This window comes from Variovorax sp. PBL-H6 (genome assembly GCF_901827155.1).
GTDB lineage: Bacteria > Pseudomonadota > Gammaproteobacteria > Burkholderiales > Burkholderiaceae_C > Variovorax.
Window position 1 is genome coordinate 4,365,291 of the sequence record NZ_LR594659.1, and the last position, 20,137, is coordinate 4,385,427.

21 protein-coding genes and 2 tRNA genes are annotated in these 20,137 nt (G+C 62.7%); 9 read left to right on the forward strand and 14 right to left on the reverse strand.

Going from position 1 to position 20,137, the window contains the following annotated elements:
- Positions 1–153: 153 nt before the first annotated feature.
- On the reverse strand, positions 154–2,547 hold the full coding sequence (gene ppsA, locus G3W89_RS20645) for a phosphoenolpyruvate synthase (RefSeq protein WP_162575931.1): 2,394 nt from the start codon (positions 2,545–2,547) through the stop codon (positions 154–156).
- A gap of 192 nt (positions 2,548–2,739) precedes the next feature.
- On the opposite strand from ppsA, the gene ppsR reads away from it, so the two are divergent.
- Positions 2,740–3,561: a posphoenolpyruvate synthetase regulatory kinase/phosphorylase PpsR gene (gene ppsR, locus G3W89_RS20650; RefSeq protein WP_162575932.1), complete on the forward strand. Its 822-nt coding sequence runs from the start codon at positions 2,740–2,742 to the stop codon at positions 3,559–3,561.
- Between the two features lie 183 nt (positions 3,562–3,744).
- Here the strand turns inward: ppsR and ahpF are convergent, their stop codons facing one another.
- Together ahpF and ahpC are read right to left on the reverse strand one after the other, a co-directional pair.
- Entirely contained in the window at positions 3,745–5,337 is a 1,593-nt protein-coding gene (ahpF, locus tag G3W89_RS20655; RefSeq protein WP_162575933.1) for an alkyl hydroperoxide reductase subunit F, read from the reverse strand.
- A gap of 85 nt (positions 5,338–5,422) precedes the next feature.
- Positions 5,423–5,995: an alkyl hydroperoxide reductase subunit C gene (ahpC, locus tag G3W89_RS20660; RefSeq protein ID WP_126472795.1), complete on the reverse strand. Its 573-nt coding sequence runs from the start codon at positions 5,993–5,995 to the stop codon at positions 5,423–5,425.
- Positions 5,996–6,226: 231 nt separating this feature from the next.
- Between ahpC and bfr the strand changes: the two genes are divergently transcribed.
- From bfr to hemP, 6 genes are all read left to right on the forward strand, one after another.
- Positions 6,227–6,703 (forward strand): bacterioferritin, encoded by a 477-nt coding sequence (gene bfr / locus G3W89_RS20665; protein WP_162575934.1) that lies wholly within the window; start codon positions 6,227–6,229, stop codon positions 6,701–6,703.
- A 145-nt stretch (positions 6,704–6,848) separates the two neighbouring features.
- A complete protein-coding gene (locus G3W89_RS20670; protein ID WP_162577569.1) occupies positions 6,849–7,121 on the forward strand; it encodes a (2Fe-2S)-binding protein in 273 nt (90 codons plus the stop codon).
- 95 nt (positions 7,122–7,216) lie between these two features.
- Positions 7,217–7,915 (forward strand): energy transducer TonB, encoded by a 699-nt coding sequence (locus G3W89_RS20675; RefSeq protein ID WP_162575935.1) that lies wholly within the window; start codon positions 7,217–7,219, stop codon positions 7,913–7,915.
- Positions 7,916–7,933: 18 nt separating this feature from the next.
- Entirely contained in the window at positions 7,934–8,647 is a 714-nt protein-coding gene (locus tag G3W89_RS20680; protein ID WP_162575936.1) for a MotA/TolQ/ExbB proton channel family protein, read from the forward strand.
- A gap of 8 nt (positions 8,648–8,655) precedes the next feature.
- Positions 8,656–9,069 (forward strand): ExbD/TolR family protein, encoded by a 414-nt coding sequence (locus G3W89_RS20685; RefSeq protein WP_162575937.1) that lies wholly within the window; start codon positions 8,656–8,658, stop codon positions 9,067–9,069.
- Between the two features lie 89 nt (positions 9,070–9,158).
- The gene (gene hemP / locus G3W89_RS20690) at positions 9,159–9,371 is read left to right on the forward strand and encodes a hemin uptake protein HemP (protein WP_162575938.1); all 213 of its coding nucleotides are present in this window, start codon (positions 9,159–9,161) and stop codon (positions 9,369–9,371) included.
- A gap of 166 nt (positions 9,372–9,537) precedes the next feature.
- Here hemP and G3W89_RS20695 read toward each other — a convergent pair whose 3' ends face one another.
- Positions 9,538–9,945, reverse strand: coding sequence for a GlcG/HbpS family heme-binding protein (locus tag G3W89_RS20695; protein ID WP_162575939.1), 408 nt, complete (start codon positions 9,943–9,945; stop codon positions 9,538–9,540).
- Between the two features lie 165 nt (positions 9,946–10,110).
- Here G3W89_RS20695 and G3W89_RS20700 point away from each other — a divergent pair, with 165 nt between their 5' ends.
- Positions 10,111–10,812: a Bax inhibitor-1/YccA family protein gene (locus G3W89_RS20700; RefSeq protein ID WP_162575940.1), complete on the forward strand. Its 702-nt coding sequence runs from the start codon at positions 10,111–10,113 to the stop codon at positions 10,810–10,812.
- A 116-nt stretch (positions 10,813–10,928) separates the two neighbouring features.
- Here G3W89_RS20700 and rlmD read toward each other — a convergent pair whose 3' ends face one another.
- The 5 genes from rlmD to surE are packed head-to-tail and all read right to left on the reverse strand — an operon-like array spanning position 10,929 to position 15,937.
- Positions 10,929–12,368 carry a 23S rRNA (uracil(1939)-C(5))-methyltransferase RlmD gene (gene rlmD / locus G3W89_RS20705; protein WP_162575941.1) on the reverse strand — a complete coding sequence of 480 codons (1,440 nt, stop codon included), beginning with the start codon at positions 12,366–12,368 and terminating at the stop codon, positions 10,929–10,931.
- A gap of 41 nt (positions 12,369–12,409) precedes the next feature.
- On the reverse strand, positions 12,410–13,441 hold the full coding sequence (locus G3W89_RS20710) for a sigma-70 family RNA polymerase sigma factor (RefSeq protein ID WP_162575942.1): 1,032 nt from the start codon (positions 13,439–13,441) through the stop codon (positions 12,410–12,412).
- A gap of 8 nt (positions 13,442–13,449) precedes the next feature.
- On the reverse strand, positions 13,450–14,385 hold the full coding sequence (locus G3W89_RS20715; RefSeq protein WP_162575943.1) for a peptidoglycan DD-metalloendopeptidase family protein: 936 nt from the start codon (positions 14,383–14,385) through the stop codon (positions 13,450–13,452).
- A gap of 11 nt (positions 14,386–14,396) precedes the next feature.
- Positions 14,397–15,170, reverse strand: coding sequence for a protein-L-isoaspartate(D-aspartate) O-methyltransferase (locus G3W89_RS20720; protein ID WP_162575944.1), 774 nt, complete (start codon positions 15,168–15,170; stop codon positions 14,397–14,399).
- 2 nt (positions 15,171–15,172) lie between these two features.
- On the reverse strand, positions 15,173–15,937 hold the full coding sequence (surE, locus tag G3W89_RS20725) for a 5'/3'-nucleotidase SurE (protein ID WP_162577570.1): 765 nt from the start codon (positions 15,935–15,937) through the stop codon (positions 15,173–15,175).
- A gap of 123 nt (positions 15,938–16,060) precedes the next feature.
- Between surE and G3W89_RS20730 the strand changes: the two genes are divergently transcribed.
- On the forward strand, positions 16,061–17,047 hold the full coding sequence (locus G3W89_RS20730) for an NADPH:quinone oxidoreductase family protein (protein WP_162575945.1): 987 nt from the start codon (positions 16,061–16,063) through the stop codon (positions 17,045–17,047).
- 62 nt (positions 17,048–17,109) lie between these two features.
- On the opposite strand, the gene G3W89_RS20735 is transcribed toward G3W89_RS20730, so the two are convergent.
- The 5 genes from G3W89_RS20735 to G3W89_RS20755 form a co-directional block, all read right to left on the reverse strand.
- A complete protein-coding gene (locus G3W89_RS20735; protein WP_232076660.1) occupies positions 17,110–17,481 on the reverse strand; it encodes an H-NS histone family protein in 372 nt (123 codons plus the stop codon).
- Between the two features lie 87 nt (positions 17,482–17,568).
- Positions 17,569–17,644, reverse strand: a tRNA-His gene (locus tag G3W89_RS20740).
- 31 nt (positions 17,645–17,675) lie between these two features.
- Positions 17,676–19,604, reverse strand: coding sequence for a peptidylprolyl isomerase (locus tag G3W89_RS20745; protein WP_162575946.1), 1,929 nt, complete (start codon positions 19,602–19,604; stop codon positions 17,676–17,678).
- 60 nt (positions 19,605–19,664) lie between these two features.
- Positions 19,665–19,740, reverse strand: a tRNA-Val gene (locus G3W89_RS20750).
- A 16-nt stretch (positions 19,741–19,756) separates the two neighbouring features.
- Positions 19,757–20,029: an HU family DNA-binding protein gene (locus G3W89_RS20755; protein WP_007830705.1), complete on the reverse strand. Its 273-nt coding sequence runs from the start codon at positions 20,027–20,029 to the stop codon at positions 19,757–19,759.
- Between the last annotated feature and the right edge of the window lie 108 nt (positions 20,030–20,137).

Consider the following 20,137-nt stretch of genomic DNA (forward strand, 5'->3'; position numbering starts at 1 on the left):
GAGTGGCTCCCTCCAGGTAGGCGCCAAGTTTGACATCAAAGAAGCATCTACTTGCGAGAAGCGGAAGCTGACAGGAAAATTACAGCCCCGAGTTGTGACGAAAGTTGTAATGCGGCGGGACAAGACCAACCCCGCCGCACCCTCGACGGCTGATCAGCGCTGCGCCAGCTGCTGCCAGGTATCGATCACGCTGTCCGGGTTGAGCGAGATCGATTCGATGCCCTGCTCAGCCAGCCAAGCGGCGAAGTCGGGGTGGTCGCTGGGACCCTGTCCACAGATGCCCACGTACTTGCCCTTCTCCTTGCAGGCTTTGATCACGCGCGCCAACAAGGCTTTGACAGCGGGGTCGCGCTCGTCGAAGTCTGCCGCCAGAAGTTCCAAGCCTGAATCCCGGTCCAGTCCCAACGTGAGCTGTGTCAGGTCGTTCGAGCCGATCGAAAAGCCATCAAAGAATTCGAGGAACTCCTCCGGAAGGATCGCGTTGCTGGGCACCTCGCACATCATGATCAGCTTGAGTTCTTTTTCCCCACGCTTGAGGCCGTGGTCACCAAGCAGTTCGGTTACGCGCGCTGCCTGGCCCAGCGTGCGAACGAAAGGCACCATGATCTGCACATTGGTCAGGCCCATCTCGTTGCGTACGCGCTTTAGGGCTTCGCATTCCATCGCGAAAGCCTCGCCGAAATCTTCGCTGAGGTAGCGTGCCGCGCCGCGGAAGCCGAGCATCGGGTTCTCTTCCTCCGGCTCGTAGCGGCTGCCGCCGATCAGCTTGCGGTACTCGTTGGATTTGAAATCCGACAAGCGCACGATCACCGGCTTGGGCCAGAAGGCCGCACCGATAGTGGCGACTCCCTCGGCGACCTTGTCGACGTAGAACGCGCGCGGGGAAGCATGGCCTCGAGCAACCGATTCGACGGCCTTCTTGAGGTCGGCGTCGACATTCGGGTAATCAAGGATCGCCTTGGGATGCACGCCGATGTTGTTGTTGATGATGAATTCAAGCCGCGCCAGCCCTACCCCGTGATTCGGCAGCTGGGCGAAGTCGAACGCCAGTTGAGGATTGCCCACGTTCATCATGAGCTTAATGTCGATTTCCGGCATCTCGCCGCGCTGGACCTCGGTCACTTCGGTCTCGAGCAGGCCGTCGTAGATGAAGCCGGTGTCGCCCTCTGCGCAGCTCACCGTGACGAGGGTGCCATCCTTGAGCAGATCGGTTGCGTCGCCGCAGCCGACGACCGCCGGGATGCCGAGCTCCCGCGCGATGATCGCGGCATGGCAGGTGCGTCCGCCGCGATTGGTGACGATTGCGGAGGCACGCTTCATCACCGGCTCCCAGTTCGGGTCGGTCATGTCGGTCACCAGCACGTCCCCAGGCTGGACCTTGTCCATCTCGCCGATGCTGTGGACCAGGCGCACCGGTCCCGTGCCGATCTTCTGGCCGATGGCGCGGCCCTCTGCCAGCACGGCGCCCTTGGCGAGCAGCTTGTAGCGCTGCTCGGCCTTTCCCTGCTGCTGACTCTTCACGGTCTCGGGGCGCGCTTGCAGGATGTAGAGTTGCCCGTCGGTGCCGTCCTTGCCCCACTCGATGTCCATCGGGCGGCCGTAGTGTTCCTCGATGACCAACGCATACTTGGCCAACTGCTCCACATCGGCATCGGTGAGCGAGTAGCGGTTGCGCTGCTCAGTCGGCACGTCGGTCGTCTTTACCAGCTTGCCGCTGGCCGCCTTCTCGGCGGCAGTGGCAAATTCCATTTGGATGAGCTTGGAGCCGAGATTGCGGCGTATCACTGCGCGCTTGCCCGCCTTGAGCATGGGCTTGTGCACGTAAAACTCGTCCGGGTTCACGGCGCCTTGCACCACCGTTTCCCCCAGCCCGTAGCTGGAGGTGATGAAGACGACTCCGTCGAAGCCGGACTCCGTGTCGATGGTGAACATCACGCCTGCGGCACCGAGGTCGCTACGTACCATGCGCTGCACACCAGCCGACAGCGCCACCACGTCGTGGGCAAAGCCCTTGTGGACGCGGTAGCTGATAGCGCGATCGTTATAGAGAGAGGCGAACACTTCCTTCATCTTGTGGAGCACGTCGTCGATGCCCACCACGTTCAGGAAGGTCTCCTGCTGACCGGCAAAGGAGGCGTCGGGCAAGTCTTCCGCCGTGGCCGACGAGCGCACAGCGAAAGAGGCCTCGGTATTGCCTGCGCTCAGCGTGGCGAACGCTGCCGTGATCGCCTGCGCCAGATCGGCGGGAAAGGGCTGAGCCTCGACCATGGCCCGGATCTCGGCCCCAGCCGTGGCCAGAGCGCGAACGTCTTCCGTATCCAGGCTCTTGAGCTTTTCGCTGATGCGATCGGCCAAGCCGTCATGGGCCAGGAATTGCCGGAACGCATGCGCCGTGGTCGCGAAACCGGTGGGCACTCGCACCCCTTGGGGGAGCTGGGAAATCATCTCGCCGAGGCTGGCGTTCTTGCCGCCCACCGACTCGACGTCGGTCATTCTCAGGTTTTCAAACGGTACGACCAAGGCGGTCGCTTCGAAGAGTGCAGACATGGGAAAGCTCCAGAAGTTGAAACCGGGGCGACATGCAGACGGCGCGGCGCGATCGTTCTGATTGCTCTGGGCGCAAGGGCGGTGTGCATGGATGAAGGCGTGGGCGATGGGAATGGACGCGCGCATTCCCGATAATGGGCCGGATTGTAGGCGCCGAGTGGGTCGGCTCGCCGCAGGACAAGGCCGCCAAGCATGCACACACGCACCGTTTTCTTCGTCTCCGACGGCACCGGCATTACCGCTGAAACCTTCGGCAACGCCGTTCTGGCCCAGTTCGAGATCAAGCCCCGCCATGTGCGGCTGCCCTTCACCGACACAGTGGACAAGGCGCATCAGGCGGTCCGGCGCATCAACCATACGGCCGAGGTGGAAGGGCTTCGGCCCATCGTCTTTACGACGCTGGCGAACATGGATGTACTGGAGGTGATCGAGACCGGCTGCAAGGGCATGTTGCTCGATATGTTCGGCACCTTCGTGCGGCCCCTCGAGATCGAGTTGGCGATGAAGTCCAACCATCGCATCGGCCGCTTCAGCGACGTCAGCAAGAGCAAGGAATACAACGCCCGCATCCAGGCCATCGACTTCAGCCTGGCGCACGACGACGGCCAGAGCAACCGCGACCTTGAAAGTGCCGACGTGATCCTGATAGGCGTCAGCCGCAGCGGCAAGACGCCGACCTCGCTCTACTTGGCGATGCAGCACGGCCTGAAGGCAGCCAACTACCCGCTGATTCCCGAGGACTTCGAGCGCCGGCAGCTGCCGCCAGCGCTCATGCCGCACCGCAAGAAGATCTTCGGGCTCACGATCCAGCCCGAGCGCCTCAGCGAGATTCGCAACGAGCGGCGGCCGAATTCCCGCTACGCGAGCATCGAGAACTGCCGGCACGAGGTGAGCGAGGCCGAGGCCATGATGCGGCGCGCCAGCATCCGATGGCTGTCGACCACAACCAAGTCGATCGAGGAGATCGCCACGACCATCCTGCAGGAACTGCGGCCTGAGCGGCTGACCTATTGAGCGTCGGTCTCAGAGCTGGGTTTCACTCAGGATCGACCGTGCCGCGGTCGCAGGCACTGGTGCCGGTGTGGCCGGTTGTCGGGCTGCAGCATTACTCCGGACCCGACTCGAAGGTCGCCATGCTGGGGATCGTGGCTCTGCTCGCAGCAGCCGAGTCGCGACGGCTCCCTCCCGAACCGCCGGTCAAGCCATCGCTTCGGCGGCAGTTTCGGCCTTCTCCGCCGGCGCCGAAGTCCGGATTAGGTAGTCGAAGGCACTCAGCGCCGCCTTTGCGCCGTCACCGGCTGCGATGATGATCTGCTTGAACGGCACTGTCGTCGCATCACCCGCCGCGAACACACCGGGCACCGACGTCTGGCCCTTCGCGTCGACCACGATCTCGCCGTACTTGGAGAGTTCGAGCGTGCCCTTCAGCCAGTCAGTGTTGGGCACCAGGCCGATCTGCACGAACACGCCTTCCAACGGCACATTGCGAGCCTCGGCCGTGACGCGATCCTTGTAGATCAGGCCGTTGACCTTTTGCTGGTCGCCGGTGATCTCGGTTGTCTGCGCGCTGGTGATGATCTCGACATTGGCAAGGCTCTTGAGCTTGCGCTGGAGCACCGCGTCCGCACGCAGCTGCGTGTCGTACTCGATCAGCGTGACATGGCCGACGATCCCAGCCAGGTCGATCGCGGCCTCGACACCCGAGTTGCCGCCGCCTATCACCGCAACACGCTTACCCTTGAAGAGCGGCCCGTCACAATGGGGGCAATAGGCCACACCCTTGTTCTTGTACTCCTGCTCGCCGGGCACATTGATGTTGCGCCAACGTGCGCCAGTCGAGATCACGACTGAGCGGCTCTTGAGCGAGGCGCCGTTTTCCAGCTTGATCTCGATCAGATCCTTGCCAGGCACCAGCGCCGATGCGCGCTGGAGATTCATGATGTCGACGTCATAGTGACGCACATGCTCTTCCAGCGCCAAGGCGAAGCGGGGCCCCTCTGTTTCCTTGATCGAGATGAAGTTCTCGATGCCCAAGGTGTCGAGCACCTGACCGCCGAAGCGCTCGGAGGCAATGCCCGTCAGGATGCCCTTGCGCGCGGCGTACACCGCCGCTGCCGCACCGGCGGGGCCACCACCCACGATGAGGACATCGAAGGGGGCCTTGCCGGCGATCTTTCTTGCCTCGCGCTCAACCCCGCTGGTGTCGATCTTCGCGAGAATCTCTTCCAGGCTCATGCGGCCCTGGCCGAACTCGGTACCGTTAAGGAAAACCGTGGGAACGGCCATGACCTGGCGTTCCTTCACCTCGTCCTGGAACAGCGAGCCGTCGATCATGGTGGTCTTGATGCGCGGGTTCTGCACCGCCATCAGGTTGAGCGCCTGCACGACGTCGGGACAGTTGTGGCAGGTGAGCGAGATATAGACCTCGAACTCGAAATCGCCGTCCAGCGCGCGGATCTGCTCGAGCACGGCCTGCTCCACCTTGGGCGGGTAGCCGCCGACCTGGAGCAGCGCCAGGATGAGCGAGGTGAACTCGTGGCCCATGGGCAGGCCGGCAAACCGCGGACCGTGGCTCTGGCTCGGGCGATTGATCGAGAACGATGGCTTGCGGTGGTTGTCATCGCGGCTCTCGATGACCTTTACCAGGGACGACGACTCCGCCACATCATTCAGCAGCGATTGCAGATCGATCGACGCCTTGCTGTCATCGAGCGAAGCGACGATTTCAACGGGCTGTGTGATGCGATCGAGATAGCTTTTCAGTTGTGCTTTGGTGCCGGCATCGAGCATGGTGAACTCTCCTCTTTGAAAATCGGAAGACAGAAATAGAAAAGCCCGGGTGCGAATGCGCCCGGGCTTGGCGCGAATGGGCGGCTTAGATCTTGCCGACCAGATCGAACGACGGCTTGAGCGTCTCGGCACCCTCGGTCCACTTCGCCGGGCAGACTTCACCCGGGTGGGCGGCGACATACTGGGCCGCCTTCACGCGACGCAGCAGTTCGGCGGCGTCACGGCCGATGCCGTTGTCGTGCACCTCGATGGTCTTGATCTTGCCTTCGGGGTCGATCACAAAGGTGCCACGATAAGCAAGGCCGGCGTCTTCGCCTTCCTCGATCAGGACCTGGAAGGCGCGTGCGAGCTGCTGGCTCGGGTCGCCGATCAGGGGATATTTCACCTTGCCGATGGTGTCGGACGTGTCATGCCAGGCCTTGTGGGTGAAGTGTGTGTCGGTGGACACGCCATAGATTTCGACCCCGAGCTTCTGGAATTCAGCGTAGTGGTCGGCCAAGTCACCGAGTTCGGTCGGGCACACAAAGGTGAAGTCAGCCGGATAAAAGACCACGACCGACCACTTGCCCTTGAAGTTTTCGTTGCTGACCGGGACGAACTTGCCGTTGTGATAAGCGGTGGCCTTGAACGGAACGATTTCGGTGTTGATCAGGGACATGTAGGTTCCTTAGTAAGACTTGATGTAAATAGCGAACTGCTAGTATAACCAATGGTAGACCAGACATCGATAGGATCTGGCTATGCTTAGAATGAGTACGCCCTATGCCTCAGCCCGGTCAATGCGAACACCTATCAACATCACACGCATGCAGAGCGCTCCAACATGGGTTCTCTTGCCTGCGCCTTGGTGCCGCTCACACAATCCATGCTTTTAGAACAAGGAAGAACCATGAAGGGCGATCCCCAAGTCATCGATCATTTGCAGGCCCAATTGAAAAACGAGCTGACTGCGATCAATCAATATTTCCTGCACTACCGCATGCTCAAGCATTGGGGCTTGGACAGGCTGGCCAAGAAGGAATACGAAGAATCCATCGGTGAGATGAAGCACGCAGACAAGCTCATGGATCGGATCTTCATGCTGGACGGCCTGCCCAACCTTCAGGACCTGGCCAAGCTTCGTGTAGGCGAGGACGTACCCGAAATCCTGCAGTCCGATCTCGCCTCCGAAACGGGCGCGCAGGCCACCATCAAGGACGGAATTGCACACTGCGAGGCGGTTCGCGACTATGTTTCGCGTGATCTCCTGCAAGAGATCCTGGACGACACTGAAGAGCACATCGACTTCCTCGAGACCCAGATTGATCTGGTCGGCAAGGTCGGGCTGCAGAACTACCTTCAGTCGCAGATGGGCGAGGTCGATTAGGACAGTTGACTCGCTCAGACGACGGGGCCCGCAGGGGCCCCGCTTTTTTTTGCCCAGTCGGGCCTCATAGTTATTGCAAATGCGAGGAATTCGTATTTATAATCACTTGTCCAACCAACTGCCAGCCAGACTGCCGCCCACTGCCATGATCGTTTGCGTATGCCGCCGAGTGTCTGATCGTGAGATCGCGCGCCACGTGCGGGCCGGAATGACCTTCGACGAAGTGCAATTTGAGCTGGGCGTCGCCACCCAGTGCGGCCAATGCGAGACCTGTGCACGCGACGTGGTCGCGCAGTGCAGCGCCTCTCAGCCGATCGCAGCGCTCAACCGCGAATCGGAGCCGAGTTCGTTCCAGCTTGCGAGCGCCATGACGGAAAGCAGGACATGGAACTCTTCTCGGCCCTCGGCATCAGCCTGATCATCGTCAGCGGCTCCGCATGGTGGATCTTCCATAGGTAACAGACAGCGGTTTGCTGCATCGGGCGCCTTCGACGGTGTCCGGCACTTGAATGTTTGATCGTGTCTGACCGCTTCTCCCCGCAGCCTCCTACCGTACTAGGCCTCTCACGCAATGCGCTCATCGCTGGGGGCGTAGTTCTGTTCCACGTCGCGGCGCTCTGGGCATTGCAAAGCGGCCTGCTGCGGCGGGCCGCCGAGGTGGTCATCCCGGTGGAAATCCTGAGCGAATTCATCGAACCGCCCAAACCCAAGGAAGTGCCGCCTCCTCCGCCACCACCACCCCCACCGAAGCCTCAGGTCACCAAGGCGCCGCCCCCCCCGCGGCCTCAAGCGATTCGCGAACCCAAACCCACGCCCGCGCCGAATGCCCCGGTCGGCACGATGGAATCTCCCCCGCCTCCAGCCCCTGTCGCGCCACCCGCCCCACCGGCACCTCCTGCACCGCCGCCCGCTCCGCCGGCACCACCCGCCGTGCAGTTGCCTTCGGCCGAGGCGGAGTACGCGCAGAGCTGCAAGCCTAACTATCCCGCCATGAGCAGGCGTCTGGGCGAGCAGGGCAAGGTCGTTGTCAAGGTCGTCGTGGGCGCGGATGGTTTGCCGAAGCAGGTCGATATTCGCAAATCCAGCGGCTTCGATCGCCTGGATGAGGCCGCAAGAGAGGCCATGCTGAGGTGCCGCTTCTCACCCGGTAAGGTCGGCGGCGTCGCGCAAACGATGTCCTACGACGCTCCCGTCAACTTTGTACTGAATTGATCTTTCTTTGGAGCGCTTATGGATTCCCACTTTGGCCTGATGAGCATCTGGAACCAGGGCGACTTCGTCACTCGGGCGGTGGCTCTGCTCCTGATCGGCATGTCGCTCGCGTCGTGGATCGTGATCCTGATCAAGGCGCTGGACATCATCCGGTACAAGCGCCTCGCCAAGCACTCGCAGGACTTCTGGCACAGCGAAGACTTTGCTACCGCGCTCAACAAGCTTGGCAAGGCTGACGCCAACCCGTTTCGTGCGCTGGCCCTGGAGGGTCGCGAGGCCGCGGCGCACCATCGCAATACCAAGGCGCATCTGCACGACGCGCTCGACGTCAGCGACTGGATCACGCGCGCGCTGCGCAACGGCATCGACGAATTCACCGCACGCCTTCAGACGGGCCTCGCCATCCTGGCCTCCGTCGGCTCTACGGCGCCGTTCATCGGCCTGTTCGGGACGGTGTGGGGCATCTATCACGCCCTGATGAGCATCAGCTCGGCGGGTCAAGCCACCATCGACAAGGTGGCCGGGCCGATCGGCGAAGCGCTGATCATGACGGCGCTGGGCCTGGCGGTCGCCATTCCGGCCGTACTGGGCTACAACGCCCTGGTGCGGGGCAACAAGTTCGTGCTGACCAAGCTCAACAGCTTCGCGCATGACCTGCATGCCTACTTTGTCACCGGCGCGCGGGTGCAAAGCGGCGTCGAGGCCACCGTGGTCCCGCTCAAGAAAAGCTGAGGAATACCATGGCTTTCGGTACCCAGGACGAACCCGACGAGGTCATGAACGAGATCAACATGACGCCGCTGGTCGACGTCATGCTCGTGCTCCTCATCATCTTCATCATCACTGTCCCCGTGATGAAGCATGCCGTGAATATCGACCTTCCCCGCGCCAGCAGCGAACCGGAGCAGACCAAGCCACAGAACATCCTGTTCACCGTAGCGGCCGATGGCAGCTATTACTGGAACGAGCAGAGGATCGAGGACAGCGAATTAAAGGGGCGCCTGGCCGCAGAGGCCACCAAGGACCCGCAGCCCGAGCTGCACATCCGCGGCGACAAGGCAGTGCGCTACGAGCGTGTGGCGCAAGCCATGTCGGCGGCACGCGAAGCGGGCGTGCGCAAGATCGGCTTTATTACCGAACCGGAAGCCAGATAGCCACGCGCGACCGGAAAAAACTCATCGGTGTGATTGACTTTTAGTTGAGAATCATTATCATTCAATCAACTTTCGATGAAGGAATCACGATGCAAGCCGTGTCCAACGCGTTCACTGTCCTGAGCCATCCCTCACTCGATCATTCGGGCGGCGGCCGCGCAAGCAGCGAGCCTCCGCGGCCTGCCCCTCTACTCGAGAGCGCAGAGCTTCTCAAAGGCGGCAAGAGCATAGGCATCATGCACAACGGCTCGTTGTACCGGCTCCAGGCCACCAAACTTGGCAAGCTGATCCTCACGAAGTAGGTCGGTTCGCCCCTCTTTCAAGTTTCATCGTGGGGCGACTCGAGGAGATCTGATCTCCAAAGGGTCGTTTTTTGCTAGCCAACGGCTTCTTTGCCACTAGCCAAGCTTTTTTTCACGTCGAACTTAAAAAAGCCGACCCAACGTCGGCGTTTTGCATGGGCTGACCTCAGAGACCGAGCGCGGCGATGCCCGCCCTGGCGATCTGTGCGTCTTCGTTGGACTTGACGCCACTCACGCCGACGGCCCCGATCACTTGGCCGTCTTTGACGATCGGCACACCACCCTCGAGCAGGCCGTCGATGCCAGGCGCCGACAAGAAGGACGTACGGCCGCCATTGACCATGTCTTCGTAGACCTTGCTCTCGCGCCGTCCCATGGCCGCTGTGTGGGCCTTGGCGGGCGCGATATGCGACGAGATGGCGGCGGCGTCGTCCAATCGCTGCAGCCACAGCAGGTTGCCGGCATCGTCCACGATGGCGATGGTCACGGCCCAGTTGTTCTTGAGCGCTTCGGCCTCAGCTGCGGCGGCGATCACCTTGACATCGGCGAGTTCGAGAAAGGACTTGGTCTTCATGGTTGTTGCAAGTAATGAGCAAACGCCAAGCATAGCGCCCGAGCCTCCGAAATCTGCGGTGCGCTTTAGCGCCATGAAGAGGCGGGTCTTTTCCCGGCCGGATCCTTGCAGCCCCCTAGAATGCCCCCAACTGCTGCTTTGCAGCCAACATCAGGAGTTTCAGCAATGAACGACCGCGTCAACACCCTTGCCACTTCCGTCGGCTACGGACAGGCGCTGCCGCAAGCCGAGCGGCAACGCGTCCTGCGCAACACTTACTGGTTGCTCGCGTTGAGCCTGCTGCCTACCGTATTGGGTGCCTGGCTCGGCGTCGCGACCGGAATCACCCGCGCGCTCAGCGGCGGCATTGGCCTCATGGTGTTCCTGGGCGGTGCCTTCGCCTTCATGTTTGCCATCGAGAAGACCAAGAACTCCGCGGCCGGCGTCCCCGTTCTGCTGGGCTTTACCTTTTTCATGGGCCTGATGCTGTCGCGCCTCATCGCAATGGTGCTGGGCTTCAGCAACGGCTCCGAATTGATCATGACCGCCTTTGGCGGTACGGCAGGCGTGTTCTTCGTGATGGCTTCGCTGGCCACGGTGATCAAGCGCGACTTGTCCGGCATGGGCAAGTGGCTGTTCGTCGGTGCATTGGTGCTGATGATCGGCGCGATCATCAACGTGTTCGTCGGCTCCAGCGCCGGCATGCTCGCGATCTCGGTCGCGGCAATCGGCATCTTCTCGGCTTTCATGCTGTATGACCTCAAGCAGATCATGGACGGCGGCGAAACCAACTACATCAGCGCCACGCTGGCGCTCTACCTGGACATGTTCAACGTGTTCCAGAGTCTGCTCGCCCTGCTCGGGATCTTCGGCGGCGAGCGCGACTGATCGCCGGCTCCTCAGCTGAAAGGGCCTTCGGGCCCTTTTTTCATTGCAGGCCCCAAGATGAAAGCCCCCTCGGTGAACAGTGACCACTCGAAGTGAGGGAGCGTGGGGGCCAATTTCTATGGCAGTTCGAACACCGCAATCGACTCGACATGCGCGGTGTGCGGGAACATGTTGACCACGCCGGCGAAAGTACAACGATAGCCCGCCTGATGGACCAACAGGCCCGCATCGCGCGCCAGCGTCGATGGATTGCAGCTGACGTAGACGATCCTCCTGGGCGGCGTCCAGCCGTCCCTCGGTAAATCATCGGCTTCCTGGTGCAGATCGGCCAGGGCCTTCGCCAGCGCGAAAGCGCCCTCGCGCGGCGGATCCACCAGCCATTTGTCTGCTGACCCATCTGCCATCAGCATTGCGGGCGTGATCTCGAACAGGTTGCGCGCGACGAAGCGCGTCGGAGCGAGCGCCTCCCGGCCGGGCGCCGGCGCTTGGTTGCGCGTCAGGTTCTCGGTCGCTCTGGCTACGAGCGCGGCGCTGCCTTCGATGCCCAAGACTTCCCGCGCACGGGTCGCGAGCGGGAGCGTGAAATTGCCCAGCCCGCAGAACCAGTCGATGACGCGCTCCTCCGATTGCACGTCCAGCAAGCGCAAGGCGCGGCTGACGAGCGCGCGATTGATGGAGGCGTTGACCTGTGTGAAATCGGTCGGCTTGAAAGGCATCGTAACGCCGAACTCCGGCAACTGGTAAGCCAGCATCGGCTCGTCGGATTCGAGCGGGCGCACCGTTTCCGGTCCTTTCGGCTGGAGCCACCACTGCACCCCCTCGTGCACGGCCGCAAAGGTCTTGAGCCGCGTGATATCCCCGGTCGACAGGGGCTCGAGGTGCCGCAGTACCAGCGCAATCACGCCGAGCCCTGCCCCATCGGGTGCATCGCCGCAGGCCAGTTCGATCTGCGGGCAGGTATCGCGCGCGTCCATTGATCCGATGAGCTCACGCAGCGGCATCAGCATGGCACTGACGCGCGCCGGCAGCACGGGGCACACCTGCATATCGGCGAGATAGCGGCTCTTGCGTTCGTGGAAGCCGATCAGTACCGCCCCCTTCTTGATCACGTGACGCACCGACAGGCGAGCGCGATATCGGTAGTGCCAGGTGGGACCCTCGAGCGGCCGCAGCATGTTCTCCGGCCGCACCTTGCCCAGATGCCACAAGTTGTCTTCGAGCGCACGCTGCTTCACCGCCACCTGCGCTGCGGCGTCGAGGTGCTGCATCTTGCAGCCGCCGCAAGCACCGGCATGCAGTCCGAAATGCGGACAGCCGGGACGCACACGCTGCGAGGACTCTCGACGAATCTCTGTCACGGTGCCCTGTTCCCAGTTGTTCTTCCTGCGCTGCACCTTGAGCTGCACTTCCTCGAAAGGCAGCGCGCCTTCGATGAACACCACCATGCCGCTGGCCTTGTGTGCCACGCCCTGTGCGTCAAGGTCGAGCGACTCGACCTCCAGCCATTCATCGCGAAGCTGCTGCTGCGCCTCTTTCTTTTCTATCGAATCCGTCATATATGGATTGTCTCAGGCCGGCACGCCCGCCCCGAAGACGCCTACAGGAGCGCGTCGCGCTGGACGCCCGCTCGTGCAAGCTGGCGGCGCATCTTGGCAAGGGCCTCGTTCTGGATTTGCCGCACGCGCTCGCGCGTGAGACCCAGGCGCACGCTCAGCACTTCGAGTGTCTCGGGCTCGCGGTCGTGCAGTCCGTAGCGCCCTTCCAGCACTTCGCGCTCGCGCTCACTCAATGCCAGGATCCATTGATCGAGGAGCTTCTCGACTTCATGCGTCTGGGTGATGCCCGTCGGATCACTGTGCTCGTCCTCCGATGCCACCGTGTCTGCCAGACTGAAGCTGTCCTCACTGCGTTCACCGCCGGCATCGAGCGAACGCGGCGCCTCGGCCAGCGCCAACAGATCGGCGACCGCCTGGACCTCACGGCCCAGCAGCGCCGCGACGTCTTCCACCCGCACGCCGTCGGGACGGCGGGCAATGAAGTCGGCATCGCCTTCCAGTGCGCGCCGCGCACGCATCACTTGCTGCAGTTCGCGCACCACATGCACCGGCAGACGAATCGCGCGCGCCTGCATCATGGCTGCGCGCTCTATCGACTGGCGGATCCACCAGGTGGCATACGTCGAGAAGCGAAAACCGCGTTCGGGTTCGAACTTGTTGATCGCGTGCATCAGGCCGAGGTTGCCTTCTTCGATCAGGTCCGCCAGTGGTACACCGCGGCCGAGATAGCCCTTGGCAATGTTCACCACGAGCCGCAGGTTGTGCTCGATCATCGACTGTCGGGCAGAGAAGTCCCCGCTGCGCGCCGCGCAGGCAGTGCGATATTCCTCATCGGGCGTGAACAGCTCGGTGCGCCGGATCTCACGCAGGTAGAGCGTCAGCGAATCGCCGCCCTCGCCACCTAGATCGAGCGCGGCGGCATCACGCGAAACGTCTCGTGCGACCTCGCTGTCGGCACGCTCGGTTGCCTCCGCCGCAGGAACCGCCGATCCGAAAGCGCTGATGGGCGCGGCACTACCGTTGCCCGCCGCGCGCCGCACGATCTGAATGCGACGCGGGCGAGAGGCGGCCATGCATGGTCCTACCGGGCGGGCAGATAGCGCGCCGGATCGACAGGCTTGCCCTGCCGACGGATTTCGAAGTGAAGCTTCACGCGGTCCGCGTCGCTGTTGCCCATCTCGGCAATTTTCTGGCCCTTCTGCACCGACTGGTCCTCTTTCACCAGGAGCGTGCGGTTGTGGGCGTAGGCGGTGAGATAGGTATTGTTGTGCTTGAGGATGATCAGGTTGCCGTAGCCGCGCAACCCGGCCCCGGCATAGACGACGCGCCCATCGGCCGCGGCGAGCACTGAATCGCCGGCCCTGCCGCTGATGTCGAGGCCCTTGTTCTTGGCCTCATCGAAGCCCGCGATCAGCGAACCCTGCGCAGGCCAGATCCAGCCGACGTCTTCGTCCCCGGAGCCCGTTGCGGCCGGTGTTGCAGGCGAGGCGGTCACGATGGACGGCGTCGGCTTGGCGGCAGCACTCACAGCAGCAGCGGGAGTCGGCGCGGAAGAAGCGGCCGATGCGGGGGCAGCCGGGGGCGCTGCGCTCCGCGCTGCATCAGACGCAAGGGTTGCAGGCGTCGTTGCCGGCGTCGTGGCTGCGCCGGCAGGCGGAATCACGCGCAGTACCTGACCCACTTCGATCAGGTCGGGATTCTCGAGGTTGTTCCAGCGCGCGATGTCGCGCCAGTTCTGGCCCGTCTCCGTGCCGATGCGGCGGATGGTGTCGCCGGGACGCACCGCGTAGTAGCCAGGCTTGCCGTAATTCTCGATACCGGGCAGCGGCTTGCCCGATGCATCGGTGGTGATGGAAGGTGCGCCTGGAGCCGTCGATGAGGCAGCAACTGGCGCACCGATCATCGTGCCGCGGTCTTCGACGGGAACGGGCCCGCGCTTCGCGGCACACCCCGCAATCAAGAGTGCGACCAGCAGCATCACGCCAGCAAGCCAGCCCCGATTGCCAATACCCTGCATGTGTTCTTCCTTCAAGCAATTCCCGATTTTAGGGGGACAAAGTGAACCGCCTCAAGAACGCGGCGCTCCAGTCCGCGTGCCGTCCTGTCGATGACGACGAGGGCCTGTCCGCCCGTCGACGACTGCGTCGGCGCGACGATGCGGCCGCCGACGGCGAGCTGCGCAAGCCATGTCTCCGGCACCGCCTCGCCGCCGGCTGCGGCAATGATGCCGGCATAGGGCGCGCCCTTCGCATAGCCCATCATGCCGTCGCCAAGGAGGAGGTGAACCGTGGCCAGGCGAAAGGGGCGCAGATTAACGCGTGCACGCTCATGCAGGCCGCGCAGGCGCTCGATGCTGTAGACCTCCGTCGCGACATGGCTCAGCACCGCGGCCTGGTAGCCGCAGCCGGTACCGATCTCAAGCACGCGTCCGAGCCGATCGCCAGGCTTGTTCGCCAAGGCCGGCGCACCGAGCAGCAACTCGATCATGCGCGCAACCACGCTGGGCTTCGAGATGGTCTGGCCCAGTCCGATCGGCAGGCTCGTATCTTCATACGCCTGGTTGACCAAGGCGCTGTCGACGAATCGGTGACGCTCGACCGTGCTCATGGCACGCACCACGCGCGCGTCGGCGATGCCCTGCGCAGCGAGCCGCTGGACCATGCGGGCGCGCACTGCCTCGGACGCCATCGATGGCGTGTGATGAACGAGCGGCTTCGCGGGAACAGCCGAAGGCCGGCCGCGCGTCGCCGCCGATGCGGTGGGCGTGAGCCGCACCGGAAACCCTGGCCGTTGACTCGCCATGGTCAGGGAGGCCCACCCAGTCGCGCGACCGTCTGGCGCCACTGTTCCAGATTGGCGTGGTCGGTCAAATCGATCTGCAGCGGCGTCAACGCAATGTGCCCGGCGGCCGTCGCATGGAAATCGGTGCCTTCACCACTGTCTTTGGCGCCGCCCGCGCCGGCGATCCAGTACATGGTCTCCCCGCGCGGACTGTCCTGGGTAATGACTTTCTCCGCGGCATGACGGCGCCCTAGCCTGCAGACCTTGACGGGCTTGAGCTCCTCGAAGGGCAGGTTCGGCACGTTGACGTTGAGCAGGAATGCCGGGCCACCAAGCATGCGATCCCGCTCGATCTGCTCTACCAGCCTTCGCGCCGCACGCCCTGCGGCGTCGACGTGCGCCCAGCCCTTCTCGATTTGCGAGAAGGCAATCGCCGGAATGCCGAAAAGGTACGCCTCCATTGCGGCTCCGACGGTGCCTGAATAGATGGTGTCGTCGCCCATGTTGGCGCCGTTATTGATGCCCGACACCACGAGATCGGGCCGATAGTCGAGCAGCCCCTTGAGCGCGATATGCACGCAATCCGCCGGCGTGCCGGTCACGTAGCGAAAACCGTTGTGCGCCTTGTGCACGTATAGCGGTGCCGCGAGTGTGAGCGCATTCGACTTGGCGCTGTTGTTGTGCTCTGGCGCAACCACTTCGACTTCCGCTACGTCCTTGAGCGCATCGTGCAATGCCACGATGCCGGGAGCCTGGAAGCCATCGTCGTTCGAAATCAGTATCTTCATGGCTTTGATAGTGCGCGCGATTGTAGGCGGCGGACGCGTCACGACAGGGACAATGCCCGCCCGCAGCCCGTCCTATCATGAACCGGATCCGTTGCCCCCTGATTCACCCAAGGAGACCCGAGCATGCACGCATGGCTCTGTGAAAACCCGACCGGCGTCGATGCGCTGACCTGGAAGGAACTGCCAACCCCAACGCCTGGCCCGGGCCAGGTGCTGATCGAGATCAAGGCGGCCAGCCTGAACTTTCCCGATCTGCTGATCGTGCAGAACAAATACCAGATAAAACCGCCGCTGCCTTTCGTACCGGGATCGGAGTACGCCGGCGTGGTCTCCGCCGTCGGCGAAGGAGTCACCCACTTGCGCGTGGGCCAAAGCGTTGCTTGTCTGTCGGGCACTGGCGGCTTCGGTACCCACACCTTGGCGCCCGCGGCCCTCTGCATGCCCCTGCCCGAGGGCTTCGGCCATGTCGATGCGGCCGCCTTCATCATGATTTATGCCACCTCTTGGCACGCGCTGATGGATCGGGCTCAGCTCAAGCCTGGCGAGACCGTGCTGGTGCTCGGCGCAGCCGGCGGGGTCGGCACTGCCGCCATACAGATCGCCAAAAACGCCGGCGCCAAGGTGATTGCCGCCGCGTCGACGGACGAGAAATGTGAGCTGTGCAAATCCATCGGCGCAGACCTCGCGATCAACTACACCACGCATGCGCTCCCCAATGGGTTTCGCAATGCGATCAAGGCCGAGACTGACGGCAAAGGTCCCGACGTCATTTACGATCCGGTGGGCGGTGAATTCGCAGAACCCGCGTTCCGTTCGATTGGCTGGCGGGGACGCTATCTGGTGGTGGGTTTCGCCGCCGGACCCATCCCTTCGCTGCCGCTCAATTTGATGCTGCTCAAAGGCGCATCGCTGGTCGGCGTGTTCTGGGGTGATTTCGCCAAGCGCGAGCCCAAGGCCAATGCGCAGATGATGGCCGAATTGGTGAAATGGTACGCCCAAGGCAAGATCAAGCCAGTGATTGACGCCACCATGCCGATGGCCGAACTCAAGGCAGCCTATGCTCACATGGGCTCGCGCGGGGTGAAGGGAAAGCTCGTCATGGTCAACTGATGACCCGCGCCGCCATAAAAAAAAGCCCGCAGCGCGGGCTTTTTTATGCGAGGAACCAGTCCTCAGTGGATCTCGAACTCAGACAGCGATTTGCCGGCGGCCAGTGCCTCGGTAATCCAGCGCGGCTTGCGACCGCGGCCGCCTGACCAGGTTTCTCCGGTCGGGCTGCGGTACTTTGCGGCGGACTTTGGCGCGGCGGTGGAAGGTCCTCGCCTGGTGGCGCCGCGACTCGCGAGCTTCAAATCGGCTGCTGTCAGGCCGTATTCTGCGATCTTCTTCCGCAACTCCTCGACCACGCTTGAGCGCTCCTGATTGCGCAGTTCCTCGGCTTGCTTGCGCAATTGCGCAATCTGCTCGTCGTGCTTCTTGATCTGGGAATTGATGTCGGCAAGTGTTGAGGCCATTGGTACAAGTTCCTCCGAATTAGGAAGCACGAATTCTAATTCAAGTCAGAATTGCCGCAAGCACCGCGTGAGCCAAAAAAAAAGCGCCGGTCGAATGACCGGCGCTTTGAATGGGTTTGGGGTGGCTGATGGGACTCGAACCCACGACGACCAGAATCACAATCTGGGACTCTACCAACTGAGCTACAGCCACCGCAGAGCCAGTAATTGTAGCCGGAAAAAAGCTAGCGTCCGACGACAATGCCCGCATCGACCGGTTTCGGTACCAGGATCTCGGCCTTGAACCGGCTCTTGAGCAGCTCGTAGTAGGCAGCCGCCTCCGCGGCGGACGTCGCCAGTGCAACCTGCTGGGTTTCCTGCTGCGCCATCTCGGTCGCGGGTGGCGTGCGCGGCACGGTCTTGTTGACGCGAACAACGGCATATCCTTGCGACCCGAGGTCCACGCCCACCAGCGCGGGCAGCTTGGCCGGATCGGCGCGCAGTGCCGCCTCGATCAGTGGCATCGGTTGCGACTGCGTCTCCACCCGAGAAACCGTCAGCGCCGCACCAAGGTTCGCACCGGCCGCATTCGATTGCCAAGCCGTGAGCTTGGCTTCGCCTTCTGCCCTGGCCAGAGCCGCGGCGCGTTCCGAGACGAGCTGTGCGCGCACCTTGTCCTTGACCTCTTCGAAAGGCTGAGCGCGTGCCGGGGCATATTGCGTCACTCGCCCCGAAGCGAGCTGGTTGGGACCGATTTCGATCGCTTCCGTGTTGTGCTTGCGGTCCAACGAATCGGCTGCAAACAAGGCATTCAGGAAATTGCGGCTCGCCAGCGCCCCCGTCGCGCCGGGTGCCGGCATGCGTGTCACCTTGTCGGCGGTGCGGATCGTCAGCTTCAGCTTCTCGGCCGCGGGCTTCAGGCTGTCGGGCTGCTGGTAGACGGCATCGGTGAAGGTCTCGGCAGCTTTGGCGAACTCCTGCGTCGCTTGCTGGCTGCGAACCTCGTCCTCGATCTTCGCGCGCACCTGCTCGAAGGGCGGCACCACGCCTGGCTTGATGTCATTGAGCTGGATGATGTGGTAGCCGAACTCGGTCTCGACCAGGTCGCTGATTTCGCCCTTCTTGAGCGCGAACATCGCGTCCTCGAACGGCTTCACCATGGCGCCGCGCGTCACGAAGTCGAGATCGCCGCCCTTCTCCGCCGACCCCGGGTCCTGCGAATTCTTGCGCGCAATGTCCGCGAAGCTGCCTGGCGCTTTCTTGACTTCTGCCAGCAATCCCTGTGCCTTCTCCCGCGCCTTGTCCCGCTCGGCCGTCGGGGCACCCGGGGGCACGGTGATCAGGATATGGCTGGCACGCCGCTCCTCCTTCGTGCCCAGACGTTCGCGGTTCTGTTCGTAGTAGGCGCGCACGTCGGCCTCGTTGACGGCGATGTTTTTCTTGGCAGCGTCGAGGTCCAGCACAAGGTACTCGACGCTCGCCTGCTCCGGCACTTGGAACTGCGCGACGTGCTGCTTGTAATAGGTCTCCAGGTCCGCATCGCTGACGGCGACCTTCGTCGCAAACTCACCTGGAGCGAAGCGCGCCACCTGGATCTCGCGCCGGTCGTAAAAGGCGTCGAGCATGACGGCGGTCTGTGCCGGCGTCGCGAGGGCCGTATCTGCAATGCCCTTCAGTACCTGCTGGCGCACCATCTGCGCAGCGAGCGCGGCCTGATGCTGCTCCGGTGTCATGCCGGTTGCGCGCAAGAACAGCTCTCGGTCGAACTGGCGCTTGCCATCCTTGACGACGACGAAGGTCGCCAGCCCGGGATCGTTCTGGAATATCTCCAGCTGGCGCTGCTCGGTCACCACGAAATGATCCTGGGCCGCAGCGGCGGCCAGCACGCGGTCGCGCACCATCCGCTCCAGCGTCCCGTAGCGCTGCGCGTCGGTATCGAACATCGCGGGATCCACGTCCGACTTTTGCTGGCGAATGCGATCGACCTCGTTGCGATGCTGCGCATCCCACTCCGGACGGCGAATGCTCTCGCCCGCTACGCTGGCGACCTTCTCGCCCTGATCGCCGGACCTGCTGTAGCGGTCCAGCACGCCGACCACCACGAATGACGGAACGATCAAGAGGAACAAGACAACCATGAGGATTTTGTTGTGCTGTCGGATGAAATCGAACATGGATGGGGTCTCTCCAGCGAAAAACAAAAAAGGCGAACTACTGTTCGCCTTTGCATCGGTTGGTGGGTGCTGAGGGGCTCGAACCCCCGACCTACGCCTTGTAAGGGCGCCGCTCTACCAGCTGAGCTAAGCACCCAACCGTGATCCGATTCTCAGTTCAGCGCATCTTTCAGCGCCTTGCCGGGACGGAACTTCGGGATCTTGGCGGCCTTGATTTTAATCGCGTCGCCGGTGCGCGGATTGCGGCCCGTGCGTGCAGCGCGTTTACCCACAGCAAAAGTGCCGAAACCGACGAGCGAGACCGAGCCGCCCTTCTTGAGCGTGGTACGAATGGCGCCGATGGTCGATTCCAGTGCGCGGGTGGCAGCGGCTTTCGAGATGTCGGCGTTTTTTGCGATGTGCTCAATCAGTTCGGTTTTGTTCACAAGGACCCCTTGCAGGATAAATAGTTGATCGGGTAGCGTCAGAGGCAGTGCCGGCCCCGTGACGAAGCCACGGGGTTCGTTTAAGAAGAAAGGATGGCAGTTCTGACG